Source organism: Desulfamplus magnetovallimortis, from assembly GCF_900170035.1.
Lineage (GTDB): Bacteria > Desulfobacterota > Desulfobacteria > Desulfobacterales > Desulfobacteraceae > Desulfamplus > Desulfamplus magnetovallimortis.
Map to the genome: position 1 here is coordinate 82,520 of NZ_LT828558.1, position 24,193 is coordinate 106,712.

The 24,193-nt window shown below is 39.0% G+C and carries 18 protein-coding genes; 12 read left to right on the plus strand and 6 right to left on the minus strand.

Annotation, left to right across the window (positions count from 1 at the left end; genetic code table 11):
- Window positions 1–82: 82 nt before the first annotated feature.
- From MTBBW1_RS22895 to MTBBW1_RS22940, 10 genes are all read left to right on the plus strand, one after another.
- On the plus strand, window positions 83–976 hold the full coding sequence (locus MTBBW1_RS22895) for a HAMP domain-containing protein (RefSeq protein ID WP_080807796.1): 894 nt from the start codon (window positions 83–85) through the stop codon (window positions 974–976).
- 429 nt (window positions 977–1,405) lie between these two features.
- Window positions 1,406–1,792: a roadblock/LC7 domain-containing protein gene (locus tag MTBBW1_RS22900; protein ID WP_080807797.1), complete on the plus strand. Its 387-nt coding sequence runs from the start codon at window positions 1,406–1,408 to the stop codon at window positions 1,790–1,792.
- 780 nt (window positions 1,793–2,572) lie between these two features.
- Window positions 2,573–3,214: a GTP-binding protein gene (locus MTBBW1_RS22905; protein ID WP_080807799.1), complete on the plus strand. Its 642-nt coding sequence runs from the start codon at window positions 2,573–2,575 to the stop codon at window positions 3,212–3,214.
- 10 nt (window positions 3,215–3,224) lie between these two features.
- Window positions 3,225–4,304 carry a hypothetical protein gene (locus tag MTBBW1_RS22910; RefSeq protein WP_080807801.1) on the plus strand — a complete coding sequence of 360 codons (1,080 nt, stop codon included), beginning with the start codon at window positions 3,225–3,227 and terminating at the stop codon, window positions 4,302–4,304.
- Between the two features lie 14 nt (window positions 4,305–4,318).
- Window positions 4,319–4,885 (plus strand): DUF4388 domain-containing protein, encoded by a 567-nt coding sequence (locus MTBBW1_RS22915; RefSeq protein WP_080807804.1) that lies wholly within the window; start codon window positions 4,319–4,321, stop codon window positions 4,883–4,885.
- Complete coding sequence (locus tag MTBBW1_RS22920; RefSeq protein WP_080807807.1) at window positions 4,882–5,955, plus strand: hypothetical protein; 1,074 nt, start codon at window positions 4,882–4,884, stop codon at window positions 5,953–5,955. Before MTBBW1_RS22915 ends, MTBBW1_RS22920 begins: the two co-directional genes overlap by 4 nt.
- Window positions 5,939–6,319 (plus strand): hypothetical protein, encoded by a 381-nt coding sequence (locus MTBBW1_RS22925; protein WP_080807812.1) that lies wholly within the window; start codon window positions 5,939–5,941, stop codon window positions 6,317–6,319. Before MTBBW1_RS22920 ends, MTBBW1_RS22925 begins: the two co-directional genes overlap by 17 nt.
- 12 nt (window positions 6,320–6,331) lie before the next feature.
- Window positions 6,332–6,835: a DUF8082 domain-containing protein gene (locus tag MTBBW1_RS22930; RefSeq protein WP_080807817.1), complete on the plus strand. Its 504-nt coding sequence runs from the start codon at window positions 6,332–6,334 to the stop codon at window positions 6,833–6,835.
- A 90-nt stretch (window positions 6,836–6,925) separates the two neighbouring features.
- Window positions 6,926–9,181 carry a hypothetical protein gene (locus tag MTBBW1_RS29785; RefSeq protein WP_080807820.1) on the plus strand — a complete coding sequence of 752 codons (2,256 nt, stop codon included), beginning with the start codon at window positions 6,926–6,928 and terminating at the stop codon, window positions 9,179–9,181.
- Window positions 9,182–9,339: 158 nt separating this feature from the next.
- Window positions 9,340–10,974: a GspE/PulE family protein gene (locus MTBBW1_RS22940; RefSeq protein ID WP_080807824.1), complete on the plus strand. Its 1,635-nt coding sequence runs from the start codon at window positions 9,340–9,342 to the stop codon at window positions 10,972–10,974.
- A 128-nt stretch (window positions 10,975–11,102) separates the two neighbouring features.
- Here MTBBW1_RS22940 and MTBBW1_RS22945 read toward each other — a convergent pair whose 3' ends face one another.
- From MTBBW1_RS22945 to MTBBW1_RS22970, 6 genes are all read right to left on the minus strand, one after another.
- Entirely contained in the window at window positions 11,103–12,815 is a 1,713-nt protein-coding gene (locus MTBBW1_RS22945; RefSeq protein WP_080807827.1) for an ABC1 kinase family protein, read from the minus strand.
- A gap of 122 nt (window positions 12,816–12,937) precedes the next feature.
- The gene (locus tag MTBBW1_RS22950; protein WP_139786873.1) at window positions 12,938–14,707 is read right to left on the minus strand and encodes an alpha/beta hydrolase; all 1,770 of its coding nucleotides are present in this window, start codon (window positions 14,705–14,707) and stop codon (window positions 12,938–12,940) included.
- On the minus strand, window positions 14,691–16,760 hold the full coding sequence (locus tag MTBBW1_RS22955) for a dehydrogenase (protein WP_080807919.1): 2,070 nt from the start codon (window positions 16,758–16,760) through the stop codon (window positions 14,691–14,693). Before MTBBW1_RS22955 ends, MTBBW1_RS22950 begins: the two co-directional genes overlap by 17 nt.
- Window positions 16,761–16,993: 233 nt before the next feature.
- The gene (locus MTBBW1_RS22960; protein ID WP_139786874.1) at window positions 16,994–19,336 is read right to left on the minus strand and encodes a dehydrogenase; all 2,343 of its coding nucleotides are present in this window, start codon (window positions 19,334–19,336) and stop codon (window positions 16,994–16,996) included.
- A gap of 195 nt (window positions 19,337–19,531) precedes the next feature.
- Window positions 19,532–19,747 (minus strand): ferredoxin, encoded by a 216-nt coding sequence (locus MTBBW1_RS22965; RefSeq protein ID WP_080807834.1) that lies wholly within the window; start codon window positions 19,745–19,747, stop codon window positions 19,532–19,534.
- A 115-nt stretch (window positions 19,748–19,862) separates the two neighbouring features.
- Window positions 19,863–21,578: a WS/DGAT/MGAT family O-acyltransferase gene (locus tag MTBBW1_RS22970; RefSeq protein ID WP_080807837.1), complete on the minus strand. Its 1,716-nt coding sequence runs from the start codon at window positions 21,576–21,578 to the stop codon at window positions 19,863–19,865.
- Window positions 21,579–22,162: 584 nt separating this feature from the next.
- Between MTBBW1_RS22970 and MTBBW1_RS22975 the strand changes: the two genes are divergently transcribed.
- Window positions 22,163–22,873, plus strand: coding sequence for a hypothetical protein (locus MTBBW1_RS22975; protein WP_080807840.1), 711 nt, complete (start codon window positions 22,163–22,165; stop codon window positions 22,871–22,873).
- Between the two features lie 130 nt (window positions 22,874–23,003).
- Window positions 23,004–24,113, plus strand: a complete 1,110-nt coding sequence (locus MTBBW1_RS22980) for a polyhydroxyalkanoate synthesis regulator DNA-binding domain-containing protein (RefSeq protein WP_080807844.1) — start codon at window positions 23,004–23,006, stop codon at window positions 24,111–24,113.
- Window positions 24,114–24,193 lie beyond the last annotated feature (80 nt).

Here is a 24,193-nt window from a genome sequence, read left to right on the forward strand (position 1 = left end):
AAATCAATTCTAAGTATTTATGGTGTGGGTTAGGTACAGGAATATATTTGGATGAATCATGATATTTTAAGGAGATTTAGGAATGATAGATGTTTCATGTGGGTCGTGTGGTAAAAAATACAGACTTGATCCTGCAATAATAAAATCAGAGAATGCAAGATTTACCTGTAAAGATTGTGGAAGTGTCAATAACCTTGATCAGTATATTCCAAAACCCTCGTCTTTATCTCCTCCTGAAAAACAAAAAGAACCAACACGTGAAATGTTACAGGTGACTTGGCTAAACAGCCTGCAGGTCAAGGTTAACTCTGTTGTTGTTTCCCTGATTATTGTGATTATGAGTACATTTACTGTGATTACATATATGACTGAGGAGCAGAAGGTGGAGTTAGACCTTAAGACTACATCTGTCAATGTTGCTAAACGACTCTCTGTCTATCTTGTTGAGGCATTTTGGTCGCTGGATGATGAAATCTTATCTGAATCTTTGAAATCAGAGATGATAGACAGAGATATTTATGCAATTAATCTTGTGGACAGAAGCGGAAAGAAGATTTATCTGGGCTATCGCCGTAATGCTCAGTGGCAATTGGTTCCAAACGATTCGCAGGTTGCTGGAGAACTATTAATTTCAGCCAATGAGACCATCATGAAAGATGGGAAACAGATCGGTAGCGTAGAAGTCTTTTTTACCCAGGAATTTGTACGAGAACAGTTTGTACAATCTATGTATCAGATTTTAATAACATCTCTATTACTTTTGATAGCTGTTGCCCTGGCCGTATCTGTTGTATTGAACAGAATGATTCTAAGGCCCATTGCTCGGTTGACCGACGCTGCAAATCGTATAAGTGTGGGAAATCTTGATCTTGAGATTCCAATAGAGTCCAAAGATGAGATAGGTGTTCTTGCCGAGGCTTTTGCAAGGATGAAGGTAAGTATGGCATTTGCCATCAAGCAGTTGAGGAAAAGATAATTGGTATCTTGCAGAAGACGAGTATGAGTATATCTCCTGCTAATTGATTGTGACCGGTATCCGCCATTTGCGTTTATTAGAAAGTCTCCATAACATGCTGATATACAACGACTTTCATCTTTAGTTGTGATGCGTCACCAAACATGGGGGGGTATATGAAAGTCCCCGCAGTTTGAGGATTTTCATCCATTCGATTGTGGCGGTAATGCCGCCATGGCCGTTATATGAAAGTCTCGGTATCAGCCTGTTTTTAACACAACTTTCATCTCTTCGATTGTGGCGGTCATCAGCCATGTACGTTATATAGTATTAATACACTGTTAATCTGCTTTCGCACAGTTCAAAACAGGTTTGGCAATTACCTAACCTGCAACTAACTAATGACAAAGGCAGTAGGCTTTATTTTTTTGAGGATTGAGAAGGAATACTATGGATACTGTAATAAGAGAAGATATTGTCGCCAAAGTCGAGATTGTTTTGCAAAATTTCATTGATGAGTCCGGAGCTACCTATGCTCTGATTACTGATATGGGCGGCAACCCTCTTTTTTCTGCTGGTGAAGAAGACTTTGATGTAGATACACTGGCTGCCCTTTCGGCTGCAAACTATGCGACAACTAAAGAGATAGCAAATCTAATTAAAGAGGATAACTTTTCATTGCTGTTTCACAGGGGGAACAATGAAAATGTTCATTTTGCAAAGATTACTCCTGATGTATTGATGATTGTACTTTTTAAACCGTTTCTCTCATTGGGGCTATTGAGGCTTAAAATCAATGGTCTCCAAGATCAGATAACTGCTCTGATTGAGAGTTGATTGCCTTTTATATGAATGTCTAAGTAACATACAACGACTTTCATCTCTTCGATTGTGGCGCTCATCCTTCATGTACGTTACATCATGTGCGTTTATATGAAAGTCTCGGTAACAGCCTGTTTTTAAAACAACTTTCATCTCTTCGATTGTGGCTGTCATCAGCCATGTACGTTATATAAGACATTTAAACTGAACTCTTAAAAGAGGCACATTTTTCATGACCTCAAAATAATTAACATTTTTTGAGAATATCTCGGTTGTCATGTAGATTTATTACTACTTCCATGGTTCTTACTAACAGTAACCAATCTTTTGTTGATTTTTTGTTAGTATCTTAAGTTTGATGGTCTCGTAAAAAGTCCAGAATACCAAGCTCACTATTAATCATTTCAGAAGGTTATGGCTTGAAAAATCATGAAGTCGAATTTTTAATGCTTCATCAAGTTTGAACCTGGAAGTAAAATATGACCCTGTCTCTATACCTTTCCAGATATAAGTTGCTTTTTGATGAACAAAAGCTATGTAAAATCGCCGTTTATTTCGGGAAATCGCATGTGTTCAGATACTGCTTGAAATCATAAACTGTTCAATATTTGTAAGCTCCTCTGTTTACCACTGAAATGATTAAAAATCACTTGTGAAATACGATTTTGTAGTGGTGATTAAGAGAATTTACGACTGTTGAGCAAAGTACTTGATGCTATAAACCTGCTATTAATAATTTCAGGATGTTATGCTCAAAAAATCTTGAACCGGACTTTTTTCATTTGGATTTTGATAATGGCTATCGTAAATTTGAAAGATAAGACAATACAGATTAAGATTGTTTATTATGGTCCTGGACGAAGTGGCAAAACCACAAATCTTGAATATATCCACAATAAACTTCAGCAGAACAAGAAACAGAAAACCAGCAAACTTGTTTCTATTGATACCAAGGGTGACAGAACGCTTTTTTTTGATTTTTTCCCTGTAAGCCTTGGCAAGATAAACGGGTTTGATTTAAAACTCAAACTATATACTACTCCAGGCCAGGTAAAATATGAAGCTACCCGAAGGCTGGTTTTAAAAGGGGTTGATGGGGTTGTTTTTGTTGCTGATTCCCTTGCTTCAAGGCAGGATGCCAATCTTGAATCCTTTGAAAATTTAAAAAGTAATCTTCAGTATCACCAGCAGGCTCTTAGCGATATTCAGCTTGCTTTTCAATGGAATAAACAAGATATTAATGAGCAGATGATCCCTTTGGCTTCCATCAGTGACATGGAGAGAGCCCTGAATTCAGAGTTAAAGGTAAAAGCTTTTCCATCCAGTGCTGTCAGTGGTATGAATGTTATTAAAACTGTTAATTATATTTCAAAACAGACAGTTAAATCTGTTATTCAGAAAACTATACTGAGCAGACAGAAGCTGGCTGGCAAATAGCAGGTGATAAATGGATTATAATCTAATTCTACAAACTCTAAAATCATACCTTACAGATCACTCTTCTGTTGTGAGTGAAGCAAGTAAGCAGATTGCTGCCATGGAACCTGACGATGCCTTTGAGCAGAAACTGATAACGGTACTTAGTAATGCAATTTCATGTTTTGAAATTAATGAGTCTTTAAAAAAAGTTACATTGATGATTCTTAAAGAAGGAGATTTTTTTAATAATCCGGCAATGCATAAAGTCACTAAAGTGAAATTTCTGGAAAAGATTTTAAAGGATGCAAACTATTCTGAACATAGCAGGCAGTTTAATATCAATGCAATTCAGGCCTATGTTGATAATATTATACATAAGCAATTGTATGAGATTAATATTAAGATTGAAGAGAACCAGAGAAGTTTGAATAAAATTGAGGCCGCAGCTTTCAAGAGGCGCCAGGAGTTTAGGCCGGAAAACAGCTCTGATGATGACAATGATCTTTTTGATATTGAAGACTCTTCATCTGCCTCCTCAAACTCTTTAAACAAAATCGAACATCCTCAAACCTCTAACAGACCCAACGAAGCTCCTGAGAGAAGAGTCACAAAGAGGGTAAGACCTTCAACCGTGCCCTCACAATCCCAGGGAACTTCTCTACCATCAAGATCTCAAAGTACCTCTGTGCCAAAAACCAACACTTCAACATCTGCTGCCTTGACGCAATATTTGCTAATTGAGATTGAAAATAATCAATGTGCCATAAAATATGACTCCATTGTTGAAATATTCAAATTTGACAAACCGGTTTCTGCAAAGTTTCTGGGCTCTCAGTTAATTCCCAGGCATAAACTTTTTTCATTTAACAAAAAGAATATTCTTAAACAGATGGAAGGGCATCACATAGAAAAAAAGCAAATGCTTATAAATTCCAGTTCCTCCCTGGAAAATAGAGAAGACAAACATTTTGCTGTTGTGAGACGAAAAGATAGTGATTTTTATATTTTATTTGTTGATTATATTGAATATACAGAGCCTGTTAATGCCTCTACTGTAGGAGATAGTGCCGTAACTTCAGATGGAAACTATAAAATTTTATCAATGTGAAGAGATGTAATATTATGTTGACTGGAACATTAAAAACATTTTCGCTGGCAGGACTTATCCAAATTTGTTCAGGTGAAAATAGTGCTGGTGCTCTTGATTTTTCCATTAAAGGCAAGTTTTGTGGACGCATCGGCTTTGAAAGTGGGAATATTGTTTATGCCGATTTCATAGGCATGAAAGGAATAGAGGCTCTAAGGCAGATCAGCCTGCTTAAAGAGATTGAATTCCTCTACAACAAAGATGCAGAAATCGGAGAAAAAAATATTGATGTCGATACGGATTTTCTAATTATTGACTGCACCAGGCATCAGGATGAATGTACGGCATATATGAACAAATTACAAAATACATTTCCAGGAAAGTACTCTGTGGAATCAATTGATATATTTGAGTATGATGATCCTGTGTTTGTAGCTTTGAATCTATATCACGTACACTATTTTGAGTCTTTTGACAGTGATAAGTTCCGGGTTGTCTATCTTGACAAGAATATTAATGCCAGGATTATTATTGTTTTTAAAGGGAATATTGTTACTGATTATATATTAATTCATTTAAAAGATAAAGGAATGCTGCAATGATTCCCAAGTTTGACTGTTATCACGCAGCTCTGCATTCAAGTTATATCTCTTTTGACAAATATATAAAGCATCTGAATAGGATTTCATTCAGCGGCTATGCGCATCTTTACAGTCAGGATCTGCAATTTTTTTATTTTATAAAACCTGATAAAAAGATGCCCTGCCTTTCTTTTCAGGATGGCCGAGCAGTAGCTGTTAATCCTGACAACATTGTGAATCGTTTCAGCAGCTCTTTTTCCATTTCAACTTACAGATGTCCTGCAAGTTATGCTGACTATTTTTCAAGGATTCATACTTCTGATATTATAAATAAAAATATTGCCATTGATGCTTCGACTCTTGCCGGATTGCTTGGACAGTTCGAGACAAAAAAGATAACTGGATTTCTTGAAGCATTAAAAACCGGTGCAAAAAAAACTTACATCTATTTTTTTAATGGCAAGATTCTTGGTTATCTTAATGTCAGACACCAGGATGGCTTTTTTGAAAAAAATCTTGATAGATCAGATGTCCATAAAGCGCTTAACGGAACTACAGTTAATATCTACAGTTTCTCTTCTTCCAGTGCTGCAACTGAAAAGAGTGAAAGCGCCGATCTTCCAGGGTTGAACAATGTAAATGAAGCAAGCTTAAAGCATGTTGATGCCTCATCTCCAGGGGTTGCAGAAAAACCGTCATCGAAATTTTCAGAAGCGTCTTCCCCAAAAAATGAGGCATCTTCTTCAGTTAAGAAAAAAGATGTTGGGAGACGCGATGTTATTTCCTGTTATGAAAAAATTTTACAGATGCTTGAGAAGGAGATAGGCTCTATTGAGTTTGACTCCATCTGGCGAAATTGTGCCATGGAGTTGAGTGCAGAGTTTGATTTTCTGAATCCCTTTGCAGGGGAGTTTAACTATCTGGATGCAAGGGTAGATTTGTGGGAAAAAGTTGATACTTCTGTTGCGGCAAATGCCCTGGATGCTTTGGTTAATCTCATAGCCAAGAGGGCTAATCTGCCTAAGGATGGTATTAAATCAATTAAGAATAACTTTACTGATATACTGGTTGCCTATGAAGTCAGAAATTAAAAAAGATCCTGAAAAATTTGTCAACAGTCACTCTTATATTGAAACACTTGTAATTCATTATAAAGATAAAACCTCCTTTTTTTTTAAGGATAAAAAAGATAATAGCAGATATTATCAAGAGCTTTTTTATAATGATCTTATTGAGGGTATTAAAACGGCAGGGAAGTCTGATGGTTATTATTTTGCGTTAAACGCTAATGGTACTATACTTTATATTCTTCTGAAAGACGGTATTGTTTTTATTTTTCAGTGCTTGAGGGGTACAAGTGTTGCCCAGATAAAAATGGAGATTTCTGATTTTGTTGAGGGGTTTCAGGTTCAAGGTAAGTATCGAAGGTTTTTTTCATCAATTTTTGACTGGTAAGGAGCAGTATTTATGATTAAATACAGAATCGAATTAATACCATCTGCAGAAAAGAACATAACATTGACCTCTTCTGAATGGGCAATTGTTGTTATGTTTTCGAAATTTTCTGATTTTAACAAGATGGTTATAGAGCTGAAGCTTAGAATGAACATTGATTTCGATGAGATAAAGCAAGCCCTCTCCAGCCTTCAGAAGAAAAAGATACTTAAGTTATTACAAACCCAGACAGATGATGATGTTCAGGCAAAATCTTCTGAAGCAACTGAAGAAAAATCAATGGAAAATATGGCTGTTTTCTGGGATAAAATTACAAAGGAACTATCAAGGGCCATTGGTCCCATTGCAGATATTGTTATAGATGATGCTGTTGGTGAATTTAAAGCGTCAAGGGATAATTTCCCGTCAAAATATCTCTACAGCCTTGTGGAAAAGGTTGCAACTGAAATACACACAGCCGCAGAGAAGAGCCAGTTTCAGAAAGCCATGCTGGAATTCATAAAAGACAATATGTGATGGAATCTGCAAAAGTCTCCTGAATAGACCATCGCTAAAAAAGGCTTGAAGGCTATTTATTTAACCTTAAAATTTAGTTGAGTGATTGATATGACAGATGATGGAATAGATGTTGAAAAATTAACGAGTGACGCTTTTATGGCAATTGATGCTCTTTTCACTGACGATGATGAAGATGACGATGATCTGTTTGGCGGAGAGGCAGAGGTAGAGAAGGAGTTGCCAAGTGACCTTGATCGTATAGAAGAATACATGCTGGCCATGGAGTGGGAATATTCCGACAAAGAGGTTAATAGATTCAATGACTTTTTAACTGAAATCTCATCACAATACAGCGACAGGCACAGCCAGGATATCCTGAAAATGATATCAAGCATTGTCCGGTATATCATGAAAGCCAGGGAAAAGACTCTTCCTGAAACCCATCATGTGCTGGAAGCAGTGGTTAAAACATTTAAAGATATTCAACTGAATGATCTGGATGATGAGACCATTAGGCTTGAGAAAAAGGCAACTTATAATAAAGTTCTGGCGCTGAAAAAAAGGATAGCCCGTTTTAATGCTGAAAATCAGATTACTGTTGATGAGAGACAGGAAAAAGCATCTAAGCCTTCACACCTTGATAAAAGCCAGCCATCTTCACATTTGCCAGTTGAGACTGTTTCAGAGCCCGCTGTTGCTGTCTCCAATAAACTCACTGATGAATCATCAATTATAAGAGGAATTGATGAAAAGTTTCTGGAATATGAAAACAGAGTTCAAGCTATTGAATCTTCTAATGAAAAATTAAAACAACTTTTTGCTACTGAGCAGAAGCAGAGGCAGGCTCTGGAAGATAAAATAGAGGCTCTGGAGTCCAGGATTGAAGAGCTCCTTGAGTCTGTTGCATCAATATCTAAGAGTGCTTCACTCCATGCTGGCCCTTCAGAACCGTCTAAGTCTGATGCATCCCATGAGCTTGATCTGGACGAAATGGATTTTGCAACTGTTGTTGATGATATTGAGATTGCTGATACCACTCTATCGAAAACAAGTGCTGCACCTGCTCTTGGTACCACTGGTCAAGAGGATAATAATTTCCATGAAGTTTCTCCTGACCAGGTTGATTTTGAAGAAATCTCTTCTGATGAGACTCTGTTTGATTCACAGGATCTGGAAAGAATGGCGCCGGAGGATACGCAGTTTAATGAGTTGGCTTCAGATTCAGTCCAGTTTGATGAGGTTGACCCTGACTCAGTCCAGTTGGGCGAAGTTTACCCTGATTCAGTTCAGTTTGACGAAGTTGACCCTGACTCAGTTCAGTTTGACGAAGTTGACCCTGATTCAGTTCAGTTTGATGAAGTTGACCCTGATTCAGTTCAGTTTGATGAAGTTGACCCTGACTCAGTTCAGTTTGATGAGGTTGATCCTGATTCAGTTCAGTTTGATGAAGTTGACCCTGATTCAGTTCAGTTTGATGAGGTTGACCCTGACTCTGTTAAGTTTGACGAGGCTGCACCTGACAAAACATTGGCACAAAAATCTTCGGCTGTGAATGAGATTGGGCTTGCTTCTGAGACTTATGATCAGGAAACTTTTGAAGGCAGTGCAGATAGTGTTTCATCTGTTGATGTATTGTCCATAGATGATATTGAGTATGATGAAATTACTGTTGATGATATTGAATATGCTTCTGAAAATGATGTGGAACCGCTTGCAGGTGACAAGAATCGAAACAATGTTGACGATAAAGAAGTAGTATATGAAGATACTGCTGCTGTTAATGGGGTTTTGAACAAAAAGTCATCTGAATCACAAGTGGCTTATAATAACGATGGAACTTTGACGGACTCTTCTGAAGAACTTTCTTCTGATGGTGATGGATGGAACCTGGAAGCTGATGAATCAAAAGATAGTGAAGAAGATAAGATAAAAGATAATTTTGTCAGATGCTTTACTCTTGATGAAAGACTTTTTGCAATGCCGGCTGACATGATTAACAATGTTTATAAAATCCCTTCAAAGGTGTTAAACAAAATAGAAAAAGAAGATGCAATTATCCTGGGAGACTTTGCATCTTTTTTTAAAAAACTTTCCACAAATATGTCAGGTGCCATGGCTGATAAGGAAGAAAGTGAACTGAAAAGTATGATGGTGGGAGTACGTCGCTTGAAGGATACTCCTGTAAAATATAAGCAGGCGGTATTATGTTCTGCTGATAATCAGGTTTGGGTGATTCCTGTGACCGGAGTTTATGATGACGCACTGCATCAGGTTATGGGAATGGATAATGCCCGCAATGAATTTTCAGCATTAAATGTTGATATTGATGGAATTGGCACAATACCTTTGGTCTCGCAGGAATGACTCTCTTGAGTAGAAGCCTTTACAAATAAACACCCATGTTTGCTGACGCATCACAACGAAACATGAAAGTCATTATATATCAGTATTTTATGGAGATTTTATAAGAAAGTGCTTCTACGTTACTTCATAACACCTTTTTGGGAAAGCGGGGTGGTACTATGAAAAAAGATACTCCTGTTATTGATCAGACATTGTTTGATTTAAAATTGAATGAAGCTTCATTCTATTCAACCCAGGGACTTTATGAGGAGGCTGATAAAATATATTTAGCATTAATTCAGGAGTTACAGACGCTTCCTGAATCAAAAAATACTAACGTTCAGATTGAACAGCTTGAGGCCATACGAAAGGAGTATCAATCAGAGATAAAACGCCCTCATCGTGTAGTTAAATCTTCACCCTCTTCAGATAAAACCCAAAAAAAATATCAGAATTTTTCTGAACCTGTGGCATTCAGAAATGAATCTGCCATGGTAAAAGATCTTTCTGTTATTATGGATGAAATTCCAGTTGCTGGCATATTGGATGGCCAGAGTCTCAATGGCTTCGGGTTAGATGGAGAATGCCTGCAACATATTGACAATCATGTGCTTCTTTTTATTCAAAAGATGATACTTGAGGCACATTCACAAAAAGCAACTGATATTCATATAGAGCCTTCCATTGCTTCTGGCAAAACCACAATAAGATTCAGAGTTCAAGGTAGTTGTTATCAATATGTAAAAATTCCTGATATTTTCTGTAGAACAGTAGTTTCAAGTCTTAAAGCCATGGCCAGGTTGGACATGACATCTGTATGTTGCATACTTGAAGGAAAAATCAGATTAAAAGTTGTTAATGCACAGCCGGTTATTTTGCGTGTCATTATTATTCCCACATCGGATTTTAAGGAAGATGTTGTTTTAAGGTTTGTTCAGGATGGAGAAGCTATAAAAGTCTCTGACATGGGGTTGCTGGATCATAATCGCGAGTTGTTGCTTGATATGATTCAAAAAACCTATGGACTTATACTTGTTGCCGGTCGGGCAGGTTCAGGTAAGAGTAAAACCCTTCATGCACTGCTCAACGAGCTGAATTCGCCTAAAAAGAAGATATGGAGTGTAGAAAATCCTGTAGAAATTTTTCATAAAGGTATAAGGCAGTGTGAAGTAAGTTCAGACAACGGCCTTGAAACTGAACGTTTTTTAAGAAGTTTTCTGAGAGCTGACCCTGACATTATCATGGTGGGTGGGGTACGTAATTCCGAGACATCCAATCTGATAGTTGAAGCATCTCTTTCTGGCTACCTTGTTCTTGCAGCACTTCAGGCAAACAGTGTGGCAACTGCAATAAGAAGGCTCCTTGAGATGTCAGGCAACCCAGCCAATGTTGCACACTCATTAAGAGGGGTACTTGTACAGCGCCTTGTAAAAAAACTTTGTGAACATTGTAAACGACCTGTAAAGTCTTCATCTGCCATAGAAATTGTAAAAAAACTGAGGGCAGAGTTTGGAGAAGATCCTCTTGACTTAATGCCATCCATAAGTGAGTCAAAGGATTTTCCTGATGTGATTTATGAGCCAGCAGGATGTTCTGAATGTGGTCAAACTGGTTACCAAGGGTGGATCGGCATCCATGAAATTATGGTTGTGGATGACCTTGTAAAACAGAAAGTTAGAGAAAATCCTTCGGTTGATATTCTGGAACAGCTTACAACTAATAGTAATATGTATTCAATAAAACAGGATGGTATATTGAAACTGTTTTCCGGTTTGGTTGATTTATCGGAAATGCAGCGGGTGTGTATTCAGTAATTTGAAAATCAGGGTAATCCTTTATCGTGGCAATGGATACAAATTTCCTTCTTTGGGGGTGGCTAAATCACAGCCATGTCTGTTTAATCATGAAAATTATGTTCAGAAAAAGTGCAAACCGATAGATATTACCCATTTTTTAAAATTGAGATAACCAGCATAAAGCCCACCACACCTGCAAATATAAAACCCGAAAGACCTATTACAGATATACCAAATATCAATGGTGGCACCTTGAAACTCAAAAGCATGGCAGCACCAATGATAAGTGAGGCTATTATAATGGATAGAGCCATTTTGTTGCTGGCTTGCTGATGGGATGAAATTAGTTTGTCAAAACGGGGGGAGTCAAGGCTTAATACAAGTTGGCCTTTTCTTAGCTGCCGGATAATTGCCAGTGCTTCCTTTGGAATGTTCTGAAAAAGTTTTATTGATTCCACAGAAACACGGCTGACATCATCTGAAAGTCTTGATGGAGAGAATCTTGCTGTTTTTGCCTTTCTTATGTATGGAGCGGCGTGGCGTACCATGTCAAATTCAGGATCAACAATATGTGCCACCCCCTCCACTGCGGCAAAAGCTTTTAGCATGAGAAATGTTTCAGGGTATAACCTTAAGCGATGGTTCATGGCAATCTGGACAATATCGTGTAGCATTTTGCCAAGTCTGATATCCTTAATCGCTGTATCAGTAAGATATAAACCCGTGAAACCCGCGATATCCTTTTCAAGCTCCCTCATATCAGGCTCTTCATCATAATCAGTAAGCTCCAGCAGAAGCCGGCTTACATTTGCTGTGTTCTGCATGACAGTAGCTGCAATAAGATCTACAAAGACCTCCCTTGAGTAGTGATCAACATATCCCATGATACCAAAATCCACAGGACAAAGCACATTTTCAGGCAGAACAAAAATATTACCCGGATGAAGATCTCCATGGAAAAAACCATGTTCCAGAACCTGGATCAAGATGAAATCAGCACCCCGGCGAGTCAATAATTTTCTGTCATAACCCCTTGCATCCAGAAGATTTATATCAGATATCTTTATACCCTGAATGTACTCCATTGTTAAAACAGTTGATGTGGTGTATTCAGGATATACTTTGGGAATATAGATTGTGGGATTGAATAGAAATTGCTTTGTCACCCTTTGCATGTTAGATGCTTCAAGTGTATAGTCAAGTTCCTTTTCAAGTGTGGCAGCAAACTCTTTGACAATCTTGACAGGTTTTAAAAAGGAGAGATCTTCCATGTGGCGCTCCATCAGGGTGGCCAGATGGTGCAGAATTTCCAGATCAACTTTGACAAGGTTACTTATGCCCGGGCGCTGTATCTTTATTGCAACCTGGTCTCCGTTTTTGAGTATAGCCCTGTGAACCTGTCCAATTGAAGCCGAAGCAAATGGCGTTTTTTCAACACTTTCAAAGGGGTGACTTAAGGGGTCGTTATTATCTTTTTTTGACTTAAACTCTGAGTCAAGTATTGATTTAACATCCTCAAATCCGAATGGCGGGACATTGTCTTGTAGTTTTTCAAGCTCATGTATGAAATGGAGGGGAACAAGATCAGGACGGGTGGATAAGATCTGACCAAATTTGATGAAAGTGGGGCCAAGCTCTTCAAAGATGAGCCTGACCCGCTCCTGTGGTGTCAGTTTTTCAAATTTGATCAGACGTTTCCCTGATATCATCTCAAGGCCCTTTTCAAGATAACGGTCAATCTTGAGAAGATCAATAATATTGTCAAAACCGTATTTGAAAAGAATACTCACTATCTGTCGATAGCGGTTCATGTGTCTGTAGGTTTTGCCCAGACTTCCCACGCCTATGATATTCAGCATAGTCTCAGCATCATGTTTAAGAGTCTGTTTTTGAATAACTTGCCCATTTTCATTATCCTTCTGCCCCCGGTCTCCATCTATAGAGAGGGTATGTGTAAGTTATTTCAGACTCATTCCTGAATTTATCTTTGTGCAACTTCAAATTGGGCACTGTCCATTTTCATGTCTATTTTACAGTTTTTAAGAAGACTTTGATCATATGTCCAGTCTCCCCATATTGTTTCAATTATCTGTTCATACAGAGGATATATAATATCTATAGCTGACCTGCCATAAAGAAGGTCAATATGTCCTGCTCCCTCTATTACAAAGTCTATGAGTTGGCTTTTTTCCTGTACAATTTCAACTTTTTTAAGATCATCAACGCTTTCCAGATGATAGACCTTTTTGATTTTATGTGGATAAAACTCGCTGTATTTCATGTTATCCACAGGTGCAAGATGGTCATTTGTGCCCCAGAAGTGGAACAAAGGGATATCTTCCGGAAACAATGAAAAACAGTCAGAGTAGTTAAGATTGCTGTCATCCATGCGCTTAAAACCTGTTCCGTCATAAACCGCTCTTAAAAGCTGAAAACCAAGTCCAAGTGGAATTGATTCCGTGGCATTTTTAAGATATCGTTCAATGAAAAACTTATCACCTTTATGGTTTTCGGGTGATATCAGAAAATTTAGATCTCCTATGTTATTGTTGTATATTGAGCGGGTGATACCTTTAAGAAGGGGCAAATCTGTCACCACCCTTGACATCTCCTGTATGGGTAGATGGGACATATTAAATATTCTTGAGATATGGTTCATCCACAATGCAGTTGGAAAAAAGATATGGGATTTTTTGTTAAAGAATTTTGGTGAACCCAGCGAGATAATACCCTTGACCATATTAATTGATTTTTTTGCATCATCTTGGCTTGGTAGCACCCTTTCCAGGATCTTTTTTTCTTCAGAAGAGAGAAACCTGAGCTGATCACTCTTAATGCTCAACGCCCAGTTCAATACCATATTCTCAGAAACAATACCACCCATGCTGTGACCCATAAGGACTGAAGGTTTGCCGCAGCTTCTAACATATGTAAAATTGAGAACAGCAGGCAGATCATAGTCAATAAGGGTATCCACTGTGTAGTAGGGATCAAATCTTCCTGTATTTACACCCATACCCCTTGGATCAAACAGATATACCCACATTCCTGCGTCTGCAAGATCCATTGCTATTGAATAGTTGTTGCTCAAGTTGAAACAGTTGCTGTTGTTTGCAAAGCCGGGCACCAGAATAACAGCCGGTCTGTTATCTCCGGCAGTGACATCCTCCATGCTCACAAGGCGTCTGAAGCGTATCTCCTTACCTTCTTCAGTAAATTCCCTGTAAAAAACAGTTTCATAATCTCCTCTGCCATTACTTTCACGTTCATTGATTTCACTTTCAAAGTAGGCAGGCTGTTGGTCAGTTTTAAGGGATTCTTTAAGTATAAAGCGCCTTTTTGCGTCATCAATTATAGCCTCCATAAATTGGCTGCTTATATCAAATCTTGTCTCGGCAAGGGATTTAAGAGTGTCAGATGTCAGCAGGATAATATTTTCAGTCAATTTGATCCTGCCTTTTTCAAGTTCATCCATGAGTACAGACTTAATGGTTTCCCTTGGTATTACAGTGCCTGTGGTTCTCTGAAAAATATGATATAGACTTAACGCAAGTTTTCCAACAGCATTTGTTTTTATTTCCCGCTGGTTAACTATAAGTTCCCTTGAAACAGGCAGCCCAAGACTGAGCTGCCCCTTGTATATTTTGCTGTAGGTGTTGTATCCGGCATTGATCATTCTTGCCGGAATTTCATTTATAAACATCCGTGCAGCATATCGTTTCAGTTTAATGGCATTATCTATCAGTTTCATGTTTTTTAATTTTTTTAAGAGCAAACTCTTTTACCCTTGTGATATCGTCTTTGCCTAAAACTCCGTTAACACCAGAAATGGCAGATAGCTTCATGCCATGTTTCAAACCAAGTTTATATATCTCCTTGACCTTTTGCCACTCTGTGTTGCTGCCTGTGGTAAACTCTTCAAATCGCCCTTCAAGGGCAAGTATTATGGTTTCGGCAAGTCCGGCATATACAGCCCTTGGGGGCAGTCCGATATCCTTCATATCAATCTTGTTACCAGGCAGTAGAATTTCGCCTCCGGTGATAATCAGAACATCCTGGCGTTTGGCAGCATCTTCGCTTGTAAAAATCATGGGACGGGTTATATCTGTGATTACGCATCCCGGCTTAACCCTCATGATGTCAAGGGTTTTGTCAGCTCCTTTTGTTGCAGCCACAACAACATCCATATCAGCTATATGTGTGTCTGCCCTGGTTGACACATGTATTGTAACATCTGGATTTTCAGCCTGGACAGTCTCCTGAATTGTGAGAAGTTTGGCCATGTTGCGGCTTACAAGGTACACCTCTTCAAAGGCTTTTGCCAGAAGACGTGCACATATGGAGCCAACAGCTCCTGTGGCACCGATAACCATTGTTTTGCCACGAAGGGTCTTGTTATTTTTAAGCTTTACAATACCCATTTGACGTACAGCCTCGGCAGATGCCCAAAGGGCGGTGGATGCAGTGTAACTGTTTCCTGTTGTAACAGGCAGCACTGCATATTTGCCTATATCAATGCTTGTTCCTTCAAGGCTGTGGGGCAGCATGCTTATTCCCATTACCTGTGCACCAAGTGATCTTGCCTTTTCAGCGGCCTGAAGTATTCTTTTTGTGGTGAACTCTGGAGAGTGTTTCTCCATCTGTTCAGGGGTCTCTCCAAGTCCTATCAGCCATCCTTCTGCTTCCACACCTTCAGGGGATTCTATACCTGTTATTTTTGTATAGACAATGGGAGGAGCATAGGCCATCAATTTTTCAACCGGTCCTATTGTTTTTGGCATGATTTCAGTAATAAGCTCAAGGGGCTTGAGTTTTTTGAGATCTTCCCTTGAAAGCGGATGAATTACATAGGCAAATCTGTTAATCCTCTTTGGTTTGCTCTGGGGATATACTATTCTTGGATCAAGGCGCTGTTCGCTTATCACCTCAAGAAGATCATCTTTTATGGCAGATGTTTTTGGAATATCAAGGGCTGAGATCATAAGTGCTTCCTGAACAGATACCCCAACTACCCTGTCAAGTATTTTGGGGGTTGTATCAATTATCATTGAGACACCTTTTTCCCTCAGAGCATCTATTCTGTCTTCATAGGCAGTTGTTGTTACTATGACCTTGTCCTTTAACTCCTCTTCTGAAAAAGGCTCAATGTAATCGTAAAAATCATTATAGGGAATGACAATAACAGTTGCATCTCTGGCGGCTCTTTGCAGAATATAGTTATTGACCGCTTTTATTCTGGATGGCTCTGAAATAAGATCTTTTCCAGGAAGCCAGCTTATGGGTCTGTGGATTCTCTGGGCATATCTATTGAGATCAAGCTGTGAATGAAGAATTTTGGGAATACTGTTTTCAAAGATCGGATCTGCAAAGGATATGTTGCCGGTGTATTCAGACATTACATTGGCTATCTTTTCACTTGCCATTCCCGAGAGGAAAAGCACCTTTGCATTGGTGAAAAAATTGTTGCCCAACTGAAACTGTGCGTGGCGAATGCACCATTCATGGGTTACACGTCTCAATGTCTCTCCTGTGGTCACAGGAGTTGTAAGGGTGTTTGCCACTTTCAGCAGTTTTTTGAGTTTGCTGGTCATGATTGTCTGTGCACTGTGGCCATAAAGATATTTAATGGCGCTGAGGCATATAACATCTGCTTTTTTATTCCACATAAGCAGCATATCTTCTGCTTTTTTAAGGTCTCCGTCAGTGCCGAAACGTTTTATGTTGAATTTCTGACCCAGAAATTCAGCTTCCATCTGGTAATTGTCGCTGGCAGGGCCAAGGCTTATATTTGTGATCTGTTTCAAAATAAAACTCCTGAATTTTTTGTATATGAAATCGCAGGGGATGTCCCATTTGGAGGTGATATGGAATCCTTCCCTACGTTTCTGTGTTCGTTGTGGCGGGCATCCAGCATGGCCGTTTATATGAAAGTCTCTGTAACAGGCTGTTTTCAAAACGACTTTCATCCCTTCGATTGTGGCGGTAATCCGCCATGTACGTTATAATGAGTTGCTGTTTTTCACTTTACTGGAGAGAGTCACTCTTTTTTCATATTTTCAGCTTCAATTTTTTTCTCTTTAGCGTCAGTGACTTTCTCTGCTTGCTCATTTTTTTCGGTCTGTGCAGTTTGCCCTGTTTTTTCTGCCTGCTCAGTTCTCTCGACTTTCTCAGCTTTCTCATCTAATTTGGCCGGTTCTGATGAGCCTGCCTTGTTCGTTCCTGCCGGTTGTTCAGGCTTTTTGTTTTTTCCCGGTTCTTTATCTTTGTTTTGGTCGGGTTTTGCTCCGGATGATGTGGTGACATTGAAATTTGTTGTGGGGATACCCTGTTTCTTACGGGCATCCAAGGCAAGCTCCCTGACCTTGAGGATGTCCTCATCTGTAAAGACACCATTGACGCCGGAAATAGCAGCAAGTTTCATGCCGTGTTTCAGACCCATTTTGTAGATATCCTTGACTTTTTCCCATTCAATATCTCTTCCGATTGTGAAAATCTCAAATCGGCCTTCAAGGGCAAGTACAATGGTCTCTGCAAGGCAGGCATATACAACTTTCGGAGGTAGGCCGATACTTTTCATCTCAGGATTTCCAGGAAGCTCAATTTCTCCTGACTCAATGACAAGAACATCAGGACGCTTGGCAACTTCGCTTGCAGGCAGATCCAGAGGTCTTGCAACATCAGTTATGACGCATCCTGGTTTTACTTTGGTTATATCAAGAATTTTTTTGCCGGCACCTGATGTGGCTGTGACAATTACGTCCATTTCATGGAGGTATTTGTCAGGGTTGGTGGTAATCCGGATATTGACTCCTGGGGTCTCCTCCATGATGGACTCCTGCAAGGCCATGAGTTTTGCTGTGTTTCTGCCTCCCATATAGACCTCGTCAAAAGCTTTTGCCAGCAGACGGCAGCATACAGAGCCTATTGCACCTGTTGCACCAAGAACCATGGTTTTTGCCTTGATCTTTTTGCCTTTTTCAACATGGATAAGTCCCATGCGCCTAACAGCATCTGCCGCAGCCCACAATGCACCTGAAGCACTGTAGCTGTTACCGGTGGTTATGGGAAGTTCTGCTTTTTTTGCAACAGTAACACCTGCATCTCCTACAACCTTGGTGAATGCGCCCAATCCCATGATCTGGGCTCCAAGACGTTTTGCCATGCGTGATGCCTGAAGAAGACGCTTGTAGGTAAATTCAGGATCATGGGCAAGCATCTGTTTGGGGGTTCCTCCAACTGTTATGAGCCATCCTTCTGTTTCAGCACCTGTGGGAGATTTTACTCCTGTTACCCTTGAGTATATCCATGGTGGGGCATAGGCAACAACCTTTTCCACTGCATCCAGGAAAACAGGTGGAGTAAAACCAGAAACTGTATCAACGATTTTGTCTTTCTTAAGAAACTCTTTGGAAAGTGGATGAATGACAAATGCAAATCTACTGACCCTTTTTTCTTTGCCCGATGGATAGACTATTCTTGGATCCATCCTCTGGGTGCTGATTATCTCAAGAAGATCATCGTCTCTTATCTGGTTTCTTTTTCTCTCTAAGGCAGCAATAATTAATGCCTCAATTACATTTGGTGCAACAACTCTCTCCAGGATTTTTGGAGTGGTATCGATAATTACATTTACGCCCCTCTCCTTAAAGAATTCAACTCTGTCATCTGTTGCAGTAGAAGTAATGATGGTTTTTCCACCAAGCTCTTCAAGGGTGGCTTTGCCAATATAGTCATAAAAACCAAATGAGGGTATGACAAGAATATCAGCCTTCTGCATGGCTTTGCGTATTATGTAATCATTCCATGCACGGGTGGGAATAACAGAAGATGCAAGGCGTTTGCTTGGTACCCATTGAAGGATCTCATGGCTTCCCTGGGCATATTTCTCAAGCCCTTTGACCGAGTTTATGAATTTGGAAATTCCATTTTCAAGAACCGGATCGGCAAATGTCAGGTTATCTGTATATTCTGCCATAACTTTTGCAATACGGTAGCTGTTCATTCCTGAAAAAAACAGAACCCTTGCATTTTTAAAATAATCTTCAAATTTGTGGTTTACAAATCTTAAGCACCACTCAAATGATACGTTGCGAAGGGCATGACCTGTGGTTACAGGTGTTGATATTTTTTCTCCAAGTTCATTGAGTTTTTCATGGTGCTTTTTTTTCAGATATCTTGGGCCCATACCATATGGGAACTTGATGCCGCCAATACCAATGGCATCTGCCTTTTTGTCCCAATGAAGCAGCAGATTTGCTGCCTTGTCCATCTCTCCGTTTACACCAAAGCGTTTGATGTTGAACTCCTGTCCCAGAAATTCTGTTTCAAACTCATAATCATCTTTACTTGATCCAAGGTTAATACTTACTATCTGTTTCAATCCATCCTCCCTGTGGGTATGATATATTTTATATGTATGAATAAGCTTGTTTATTTCGGCATTCTTTCATATCAATTATAAAAGTAGTGCATTGCCAAAGCTAAAAATTAGGGTTCGGTTAATTGTAGATAACTTTAAAATTAAGTATTGACAGTGCAGTAGTTTGCATTTTTTTAGATATTAATAAGAATGCCTTTATTCCCTTACTTCAATGGCATTTACAGGACACAGATGCATGGCTTCCATGCAAAGGTTTTCTTCTGCTTCACAGTCTGGCTGGAGACCAACATATGCATATCCCTCGTCGTGGTTGCAGGCAAAAATATCCGGTGCAATTTCGAGGCATATATCACATCCTACACATCTGGAATTGACGTAATACTTTCCTGGTATGTTTTCAATAGGAATCATTTTAATAAACCCTCATCATTGCGATGGCATCACAACGATAGATAAAAGTCTTTATATATAAGCAAGTTATTAAGACTTTCTATAAACTTCCTTGACTATTCTGCAAGCTCTTTCATTATTTGTTCAACATCATTGAGCAGGGTATCCTGGGCTTCATATTCCTGGTGAATGTGGCAGTATTTTGAGCCTTCAGCAGCAGTTTTTGAGCACTGTTTGCCGCTTTTGGTATATGCCTCACACTGTTGGGATGATTCACTGTTTTCAGCAGCATAACTGTTATCTTCAGGAGAGCTGCTTTCTCCTTCACTTTTTTTGTGTTTTTTCCATTTTTGCTCAATGAGTCAGCACTCTTTTTAAGCAGTGCCTTGGCTTCCTGATAACGATCATTGATAACAAGAGGTTCATCGTAAATTTTCCCTGAATGGACAAGCTCTATCAATTCATTGAACTCATCAGCAACACCTTCAAGCAGGGTATCAGGATCAGGCATCAACTTTTCATCAGATGCGATTCCAATGGTCACATTGCCGTTGTAGCTCATGATACTTACCCCCAGGCCGATGGCTCCTGATCTTGGTACCCAGAACATGAAGTTGCTGATTTGTTTGCCAGCAAAATAGAGAGGTTCCCTGGGGCCTGGAACATTTGTCAGAACACCAGAAGCCTTGTTTCCAAACACCTGGGCAGCCTTTTGTGCAAGTTTGGAGGGTAGGGCACCTATGGTACTCAAAAGTCCGAAATTGATATAGGGGTCAGGAGATGCTTTGAGTTCATCCATGCGCCGTTTAACTTCTTTAAGGCGCAGCACCGGGTCTTCAAGATAGACCGGCAGCCTTAAAAAAACAAGGCTGAATTTGTTACCAAGCTCAAACTCTGTACCGGGTCTTCTCACGTTTACAGGAACAGCTACATGAAGATCCAGTTCATTTACAGGGGTATTTCTTGTCTTTAGATATCTTCTCATGGCGCCTGTAACAGTTGCTACCAGAACATCGTTCAGTGTTGTGGTGCTTATGGCCTTTCCTACCTTTTTGATATTATCAAGGGGAATGGGATCTGTCCATGTAACACGTTTCTGCACCCCGAGTTTACCTTTAAAGGCAGTTTTGGGATCAGCGGTCATGATGGTGTGTTTGGAAAGTACCTTGGCAGCATCTGAAGAGATGGCAGCCGAAAGTTTTCCCCAGTCAAGAAGGTGGGAGGGGCTGGTCACACACTTTTCAACCTCTTTTATGATGCTTTTTCCCATTTTCTGACCTGTGGCAATCATCTCCTTTGCATTATTGACCATGGAGTTAAACACAAAAAGAGGAGCAAAGTCCGAAGGTCTTCTTGATGGAGCAGGTTTTGCCTCTGGCCATGGGGCATTGGGATCTGTATCTGCTGTGGATAGAAGTACATGTACCAAGGCAATACCATCTGCAATGCAGTGATGGATTCTGAAGAAAAGGGCACATCCTTTCCCATAGTTTTCAATAAGGTGGATATCCCAAAGCGGTTTATTGTAATCAAGGGATTTGGTTTTAAGTGTACTTATTACTTCCTGAAGCTCTGCTTTATCGCCAGGGGCTGGAAGTGCAATTCTGTGAAGATGTGAGCGCAGGTCAAAGTGTTTGTCAGTTACCCATTTGGCAGTTCCTATGCCTGTAAGTGGTTTTTCAACTTTTTTCTTGAATCTTGGAAAACATGCAAGTCGTGTATCAATAGTGGCATATAGACGATTGTAATCAATTACTTCTTCAAATTCCATTACAGATGTGATGACCATCAGGTTAACAGGTTCATCCATGCATAACCAGAAATTGTCAGCATTAGTCATAGTTTCGGGCATTTGATCCTCCTGAAAGGGGCTTGGTGTATTGTGTATTTAGGGAGTTTGGTTAAAGGTGATTGTTTTTTTATACCTGTTTTTCCAAATATGAACATGTTCTTATGCTGGAACCAGGTGTTTTTTTGTTGATGGGGTTCTGGATGTTAAAGATGATTTCATATTTTTATATAATATCTGGTATCTATTCAAGTAAAAAAACATAGGGGATACCTATTTAATATATTCTAAAAATAGATTGACACTTCCATTTTATTATTTGGGTTAAACAAATTTAAAAAAATTATAAATAAATGCTTGACATCCATAACGCAATGCATCATATTGCATTTGCATGACACGATGCGTTATAAAAGATTGTGGAAAAATTTGCAATAGAATATTTCATTTGATGTGATTCTGACTATGTGATTTTTTAACAAAGCTTATCTGGCAAGGCATTATGCAAAGATGTTTTTATTTTTATCTTGTCAGAAACAACAGAAATTAAAACCTTATATTGAAATAATGGTTTTTATGTCTTTGCTTCAGTATTAAAAAATACTGGATGCTGATGAAATATTAAAATAATTTAAGGAGAGATTGAAATGACAGAGAAAACTGAAATTAAAGGGAACGTGGAAATTGTTGCAACATCTGTGGATTCTGTGGAAAAGAGTGAAGCTTCGGAAAAAATCGAAAACAAAGCAGATGATTCTTACATGAGATTTGAGACAATAAAAGCAATTCGTGAAACCCGTGAAAGTTTCAAAAAGAAGGTTGATTGCTACAATGACAAATATATCAAAAAAACAGTTGATAGTGGTCGAGAGTTTATGAAAGAACTTCAGAATGATCCTCTTAAGAAAATTGACAGCATTATTGAGGATAGTTCAAAGGCAGTTAAGACCTTTAAATCAGATTCACGCAAAAAATATGATGAAGTAAAGACAAAATCAAAGGAAATTTCAGGCAAATTTAAAGAGAGTCCATTTAAATATGTTGGTGATGTTGTAAAAGATGCCAAGGCTGACACAGAGAAAAAAATTGAGAAATATAAAGAGAACAGGAAAAAATTTCTTGAAGGTGTTGAAAAGGATGTCAATATTATCCGTCAGGATATTATGGATGCCGGAAAAAAGGTTATTGACAATCTGCCAATGAAAAAACGTGTTGAGAAGAAAATCAGCAGCACCATTGAGAAGTTTCCTTCAATTCTTAATCTTCCCAGTAAAAAAGAGGTTGAGGAGTTGATAAGTGGTCTTGACAGTGTCAGCAAAAAAGTTGACTCTTTAAGCAAACAGGCTTCTGCAGCGTAAATGTGGCGCCTTTCTTGGGGCAATGAAGATTTTTAAAAATAGTGATTGAACTGTGGCAGGTGTGGAAAAGCGGTTGAAAAGCCGTTTTTCCGTATCTGCCATAACATGTTTAAAGAGAAGGTGATTGTTTATGCTTGACATAAAAAAATACTCCAATGGCAAATTTTTTGATTCAGTAAACAGAAAATATCTGAAGCCTGACACCATAAGGGAGTTCATCAATAAAGGTGAAAAAATCAAAGTGACTTTTACCGCCACAGGTGAGGATATCACAGAAGAGATATGTAAAAGCTATCTGGATAAAAACAAGGGAGTGAAATACAGTTGGCTACCTGACTCCGATGAATTAACAAGATGGATCAGTCAAACCATAGACAGGAGGATCAGGAAAGTCCTTGGGGTTATGAATCTGCCTACGCGGGAGCAGATTGCAGATTTGAATGCAAGCCTTAAGGCAGTTGATGATAAAATTCAATCCCTTGAACTGATGTGGAAAAGGAGTCAGGAACAATCTTTAAAAAAATCCGAGGAGAGTGCAGAAAAGCAATCCGAAAAGGATGCAGAACAAAAATCTGAGAAAGATTCAGAAGATAGATCAGGGACAATGTTTGAATTTGTTGCAGATGAAGTGGGTGATTCTTTAGATGTGTCAGGTATCACTGAATCGCTATCAGATATATCAAGTACCAATGAATCTCTATCAGACTCATCAGGTGATATTGAAATGCCTGTGCAGTTGGCATCATCAATTCCGGAGGAATCAGCTTCAAAGGAAAAAACATTGTCAAATGGTATAAATTCTGAGATAGAGAGTATAGCTGACACTGATGGTCGTGATAATGACGTAGTTGCAAAGGAAGTTGTTGAAAGCAACGCTGATGTAAAGGATGTTGCTGTAAAAGGTGTTGAAAAGAATGTTAGTTTAAAGGGTGTTGAAGCAAAAACTACAAGCACAAAGAGTGTTGAAGCAAAAACTGCAAGCACAAAGAGTGTTGAAGCAAAAACTGCAAGCACAAAGAGTGTTGAAGCAAAAACTGCAAGCACAAAGGGTGTTGAAGCAAAAACTGCAAATACAAAGAGTGTTAAAGCAAAAAGTGCCAAATCAAAGGCTGTTAATACCAAGAGTGTCAAAGCAAAGAGTGGAAGAAAAACAAAAGACGTGAAGAAGGGCGAGATAGTGAGTTATGACGCCCTTTTGTCTGAGGGCAGCAGTAAAGCCAGAAAATCAAAAAAAGTTTAGATTCTGGAATTTTTATTAATCGCTCATTGTTTTTCTATTTGTCACCTTCAAATATACTCAAAGTCGACACCTATGATCTT

Bases quoted from the DNA above. Each gene is read 5' to 3' on its own strand.
- MTBBW1_RS22905 (WP_080807799.1), top strand. From the start codon at position 2,573: ATGGCTATCGTAAATTTGAAAGATAAGACAATACAGATTAAGATTGTT.
- MTBBW1_RS22925 (WP_080807812.1), top strand. From the start codon at position 5,939: ATGAAGTCAGAAATTAAAAAAGATCCTGAAAAATTTGTCAACAGTCAC.
- MTBBW1_RS22900 (WP_080807797.1), top strand. From the start codon at position 1,406: ATGGATACTGTAATAAGAGAAGATATTGTCGCCAAAGTCGAGATTGTT.
- MTBBW1_RS22930 (WP_080807817.1), top strand. From the start codon at position 6,332: ATGATTAAATACAGAATCGAATTAATACCATCTGCAGAAAAGAACATA.
- MTBBW1_RS22970 (WP_080807837.1), bottom strand. From the start codon at position 21,578: ATGCCCGAAACTATGACTAATGCTGACAATTTCTGGTTATGCATGGAT.
- MTBBW1_RS22950 (WP_139786873.1), bottom strand. From the start codon at position 14,707: ATGAAACTGATAGATAATGCCATTAAACTGAAACGATATGCTGCACGG.
- MTBBW1_RS22940 (WP_080807824.1), top strand. From the start codon at position 9,340: ATGAAAAAAGATACTCCTGTTATTGATCAGACATTGTTTGATTTAAAA.
- MTBBW1_RS22965 (WP_080807834.1), bottom strand. From the start codon at position 19,747: ATGATTCCTATTGAAAACATACCAGGAAAGTATTACGTCAATTCCAGA.
- MTBBW1_RS22980 (WP_080807844.1), top strand. From the start codon at position 23,004: ATGCTTGACATAAAAAAATACTCCAATGGCAAATTTTTTGATTCAGTA.
- MTBBW1_RS22920 (WP_080807807.1), top strand. From the start codon at position 4,882: ATGATTCCCAAGTTTGACTGTTATCACGCAGCTCTGCATTCAAGTTAT.
- MTBBW1_RS22910 (WP_080807801.1), top strand. From the start codon at position 3,225: ATGGATTATAATCTAATTCTACAAACTCTAAAATCATACCTTACAGAT.
- MTBBW1_RS29785 (WP_080807820.1), top strand. From the start codon at position 6,926: ATGACAGATGATGGAATAGATGTTGAAAAATTAACGAGTGACGCTTTT.
- MTBBW1_RS22945 (WP_080807827.1), bottom strand. From the start codon at position 12,815: ATGCTGAATATCATAGGCGTGGGAAGTCTGGGCAAAACCTACAGACAC.
- MTBBW1_RS22915 (WP_080807804.1), top strand. From the start codon at position 4,319: ATGTTGACTGGAACATTAAAAACATTTTCGCTGGCAGGACTTATCCAA.
- MTBBW1_RS22975 (WP_080807840.1), top strand. From the start codon at position 22,163: ATGACAGAGAAAACTGAAATTAAAGGGAACGTGGAAATTGTTGCAACA.
- MTBBW1_RS22895 (WP_080807796.1), top strand. From the start codon at position 83: ATGATAGATGTTTCATGTGGGTCGTGTGGTAAAAAATACAGACTTGAT.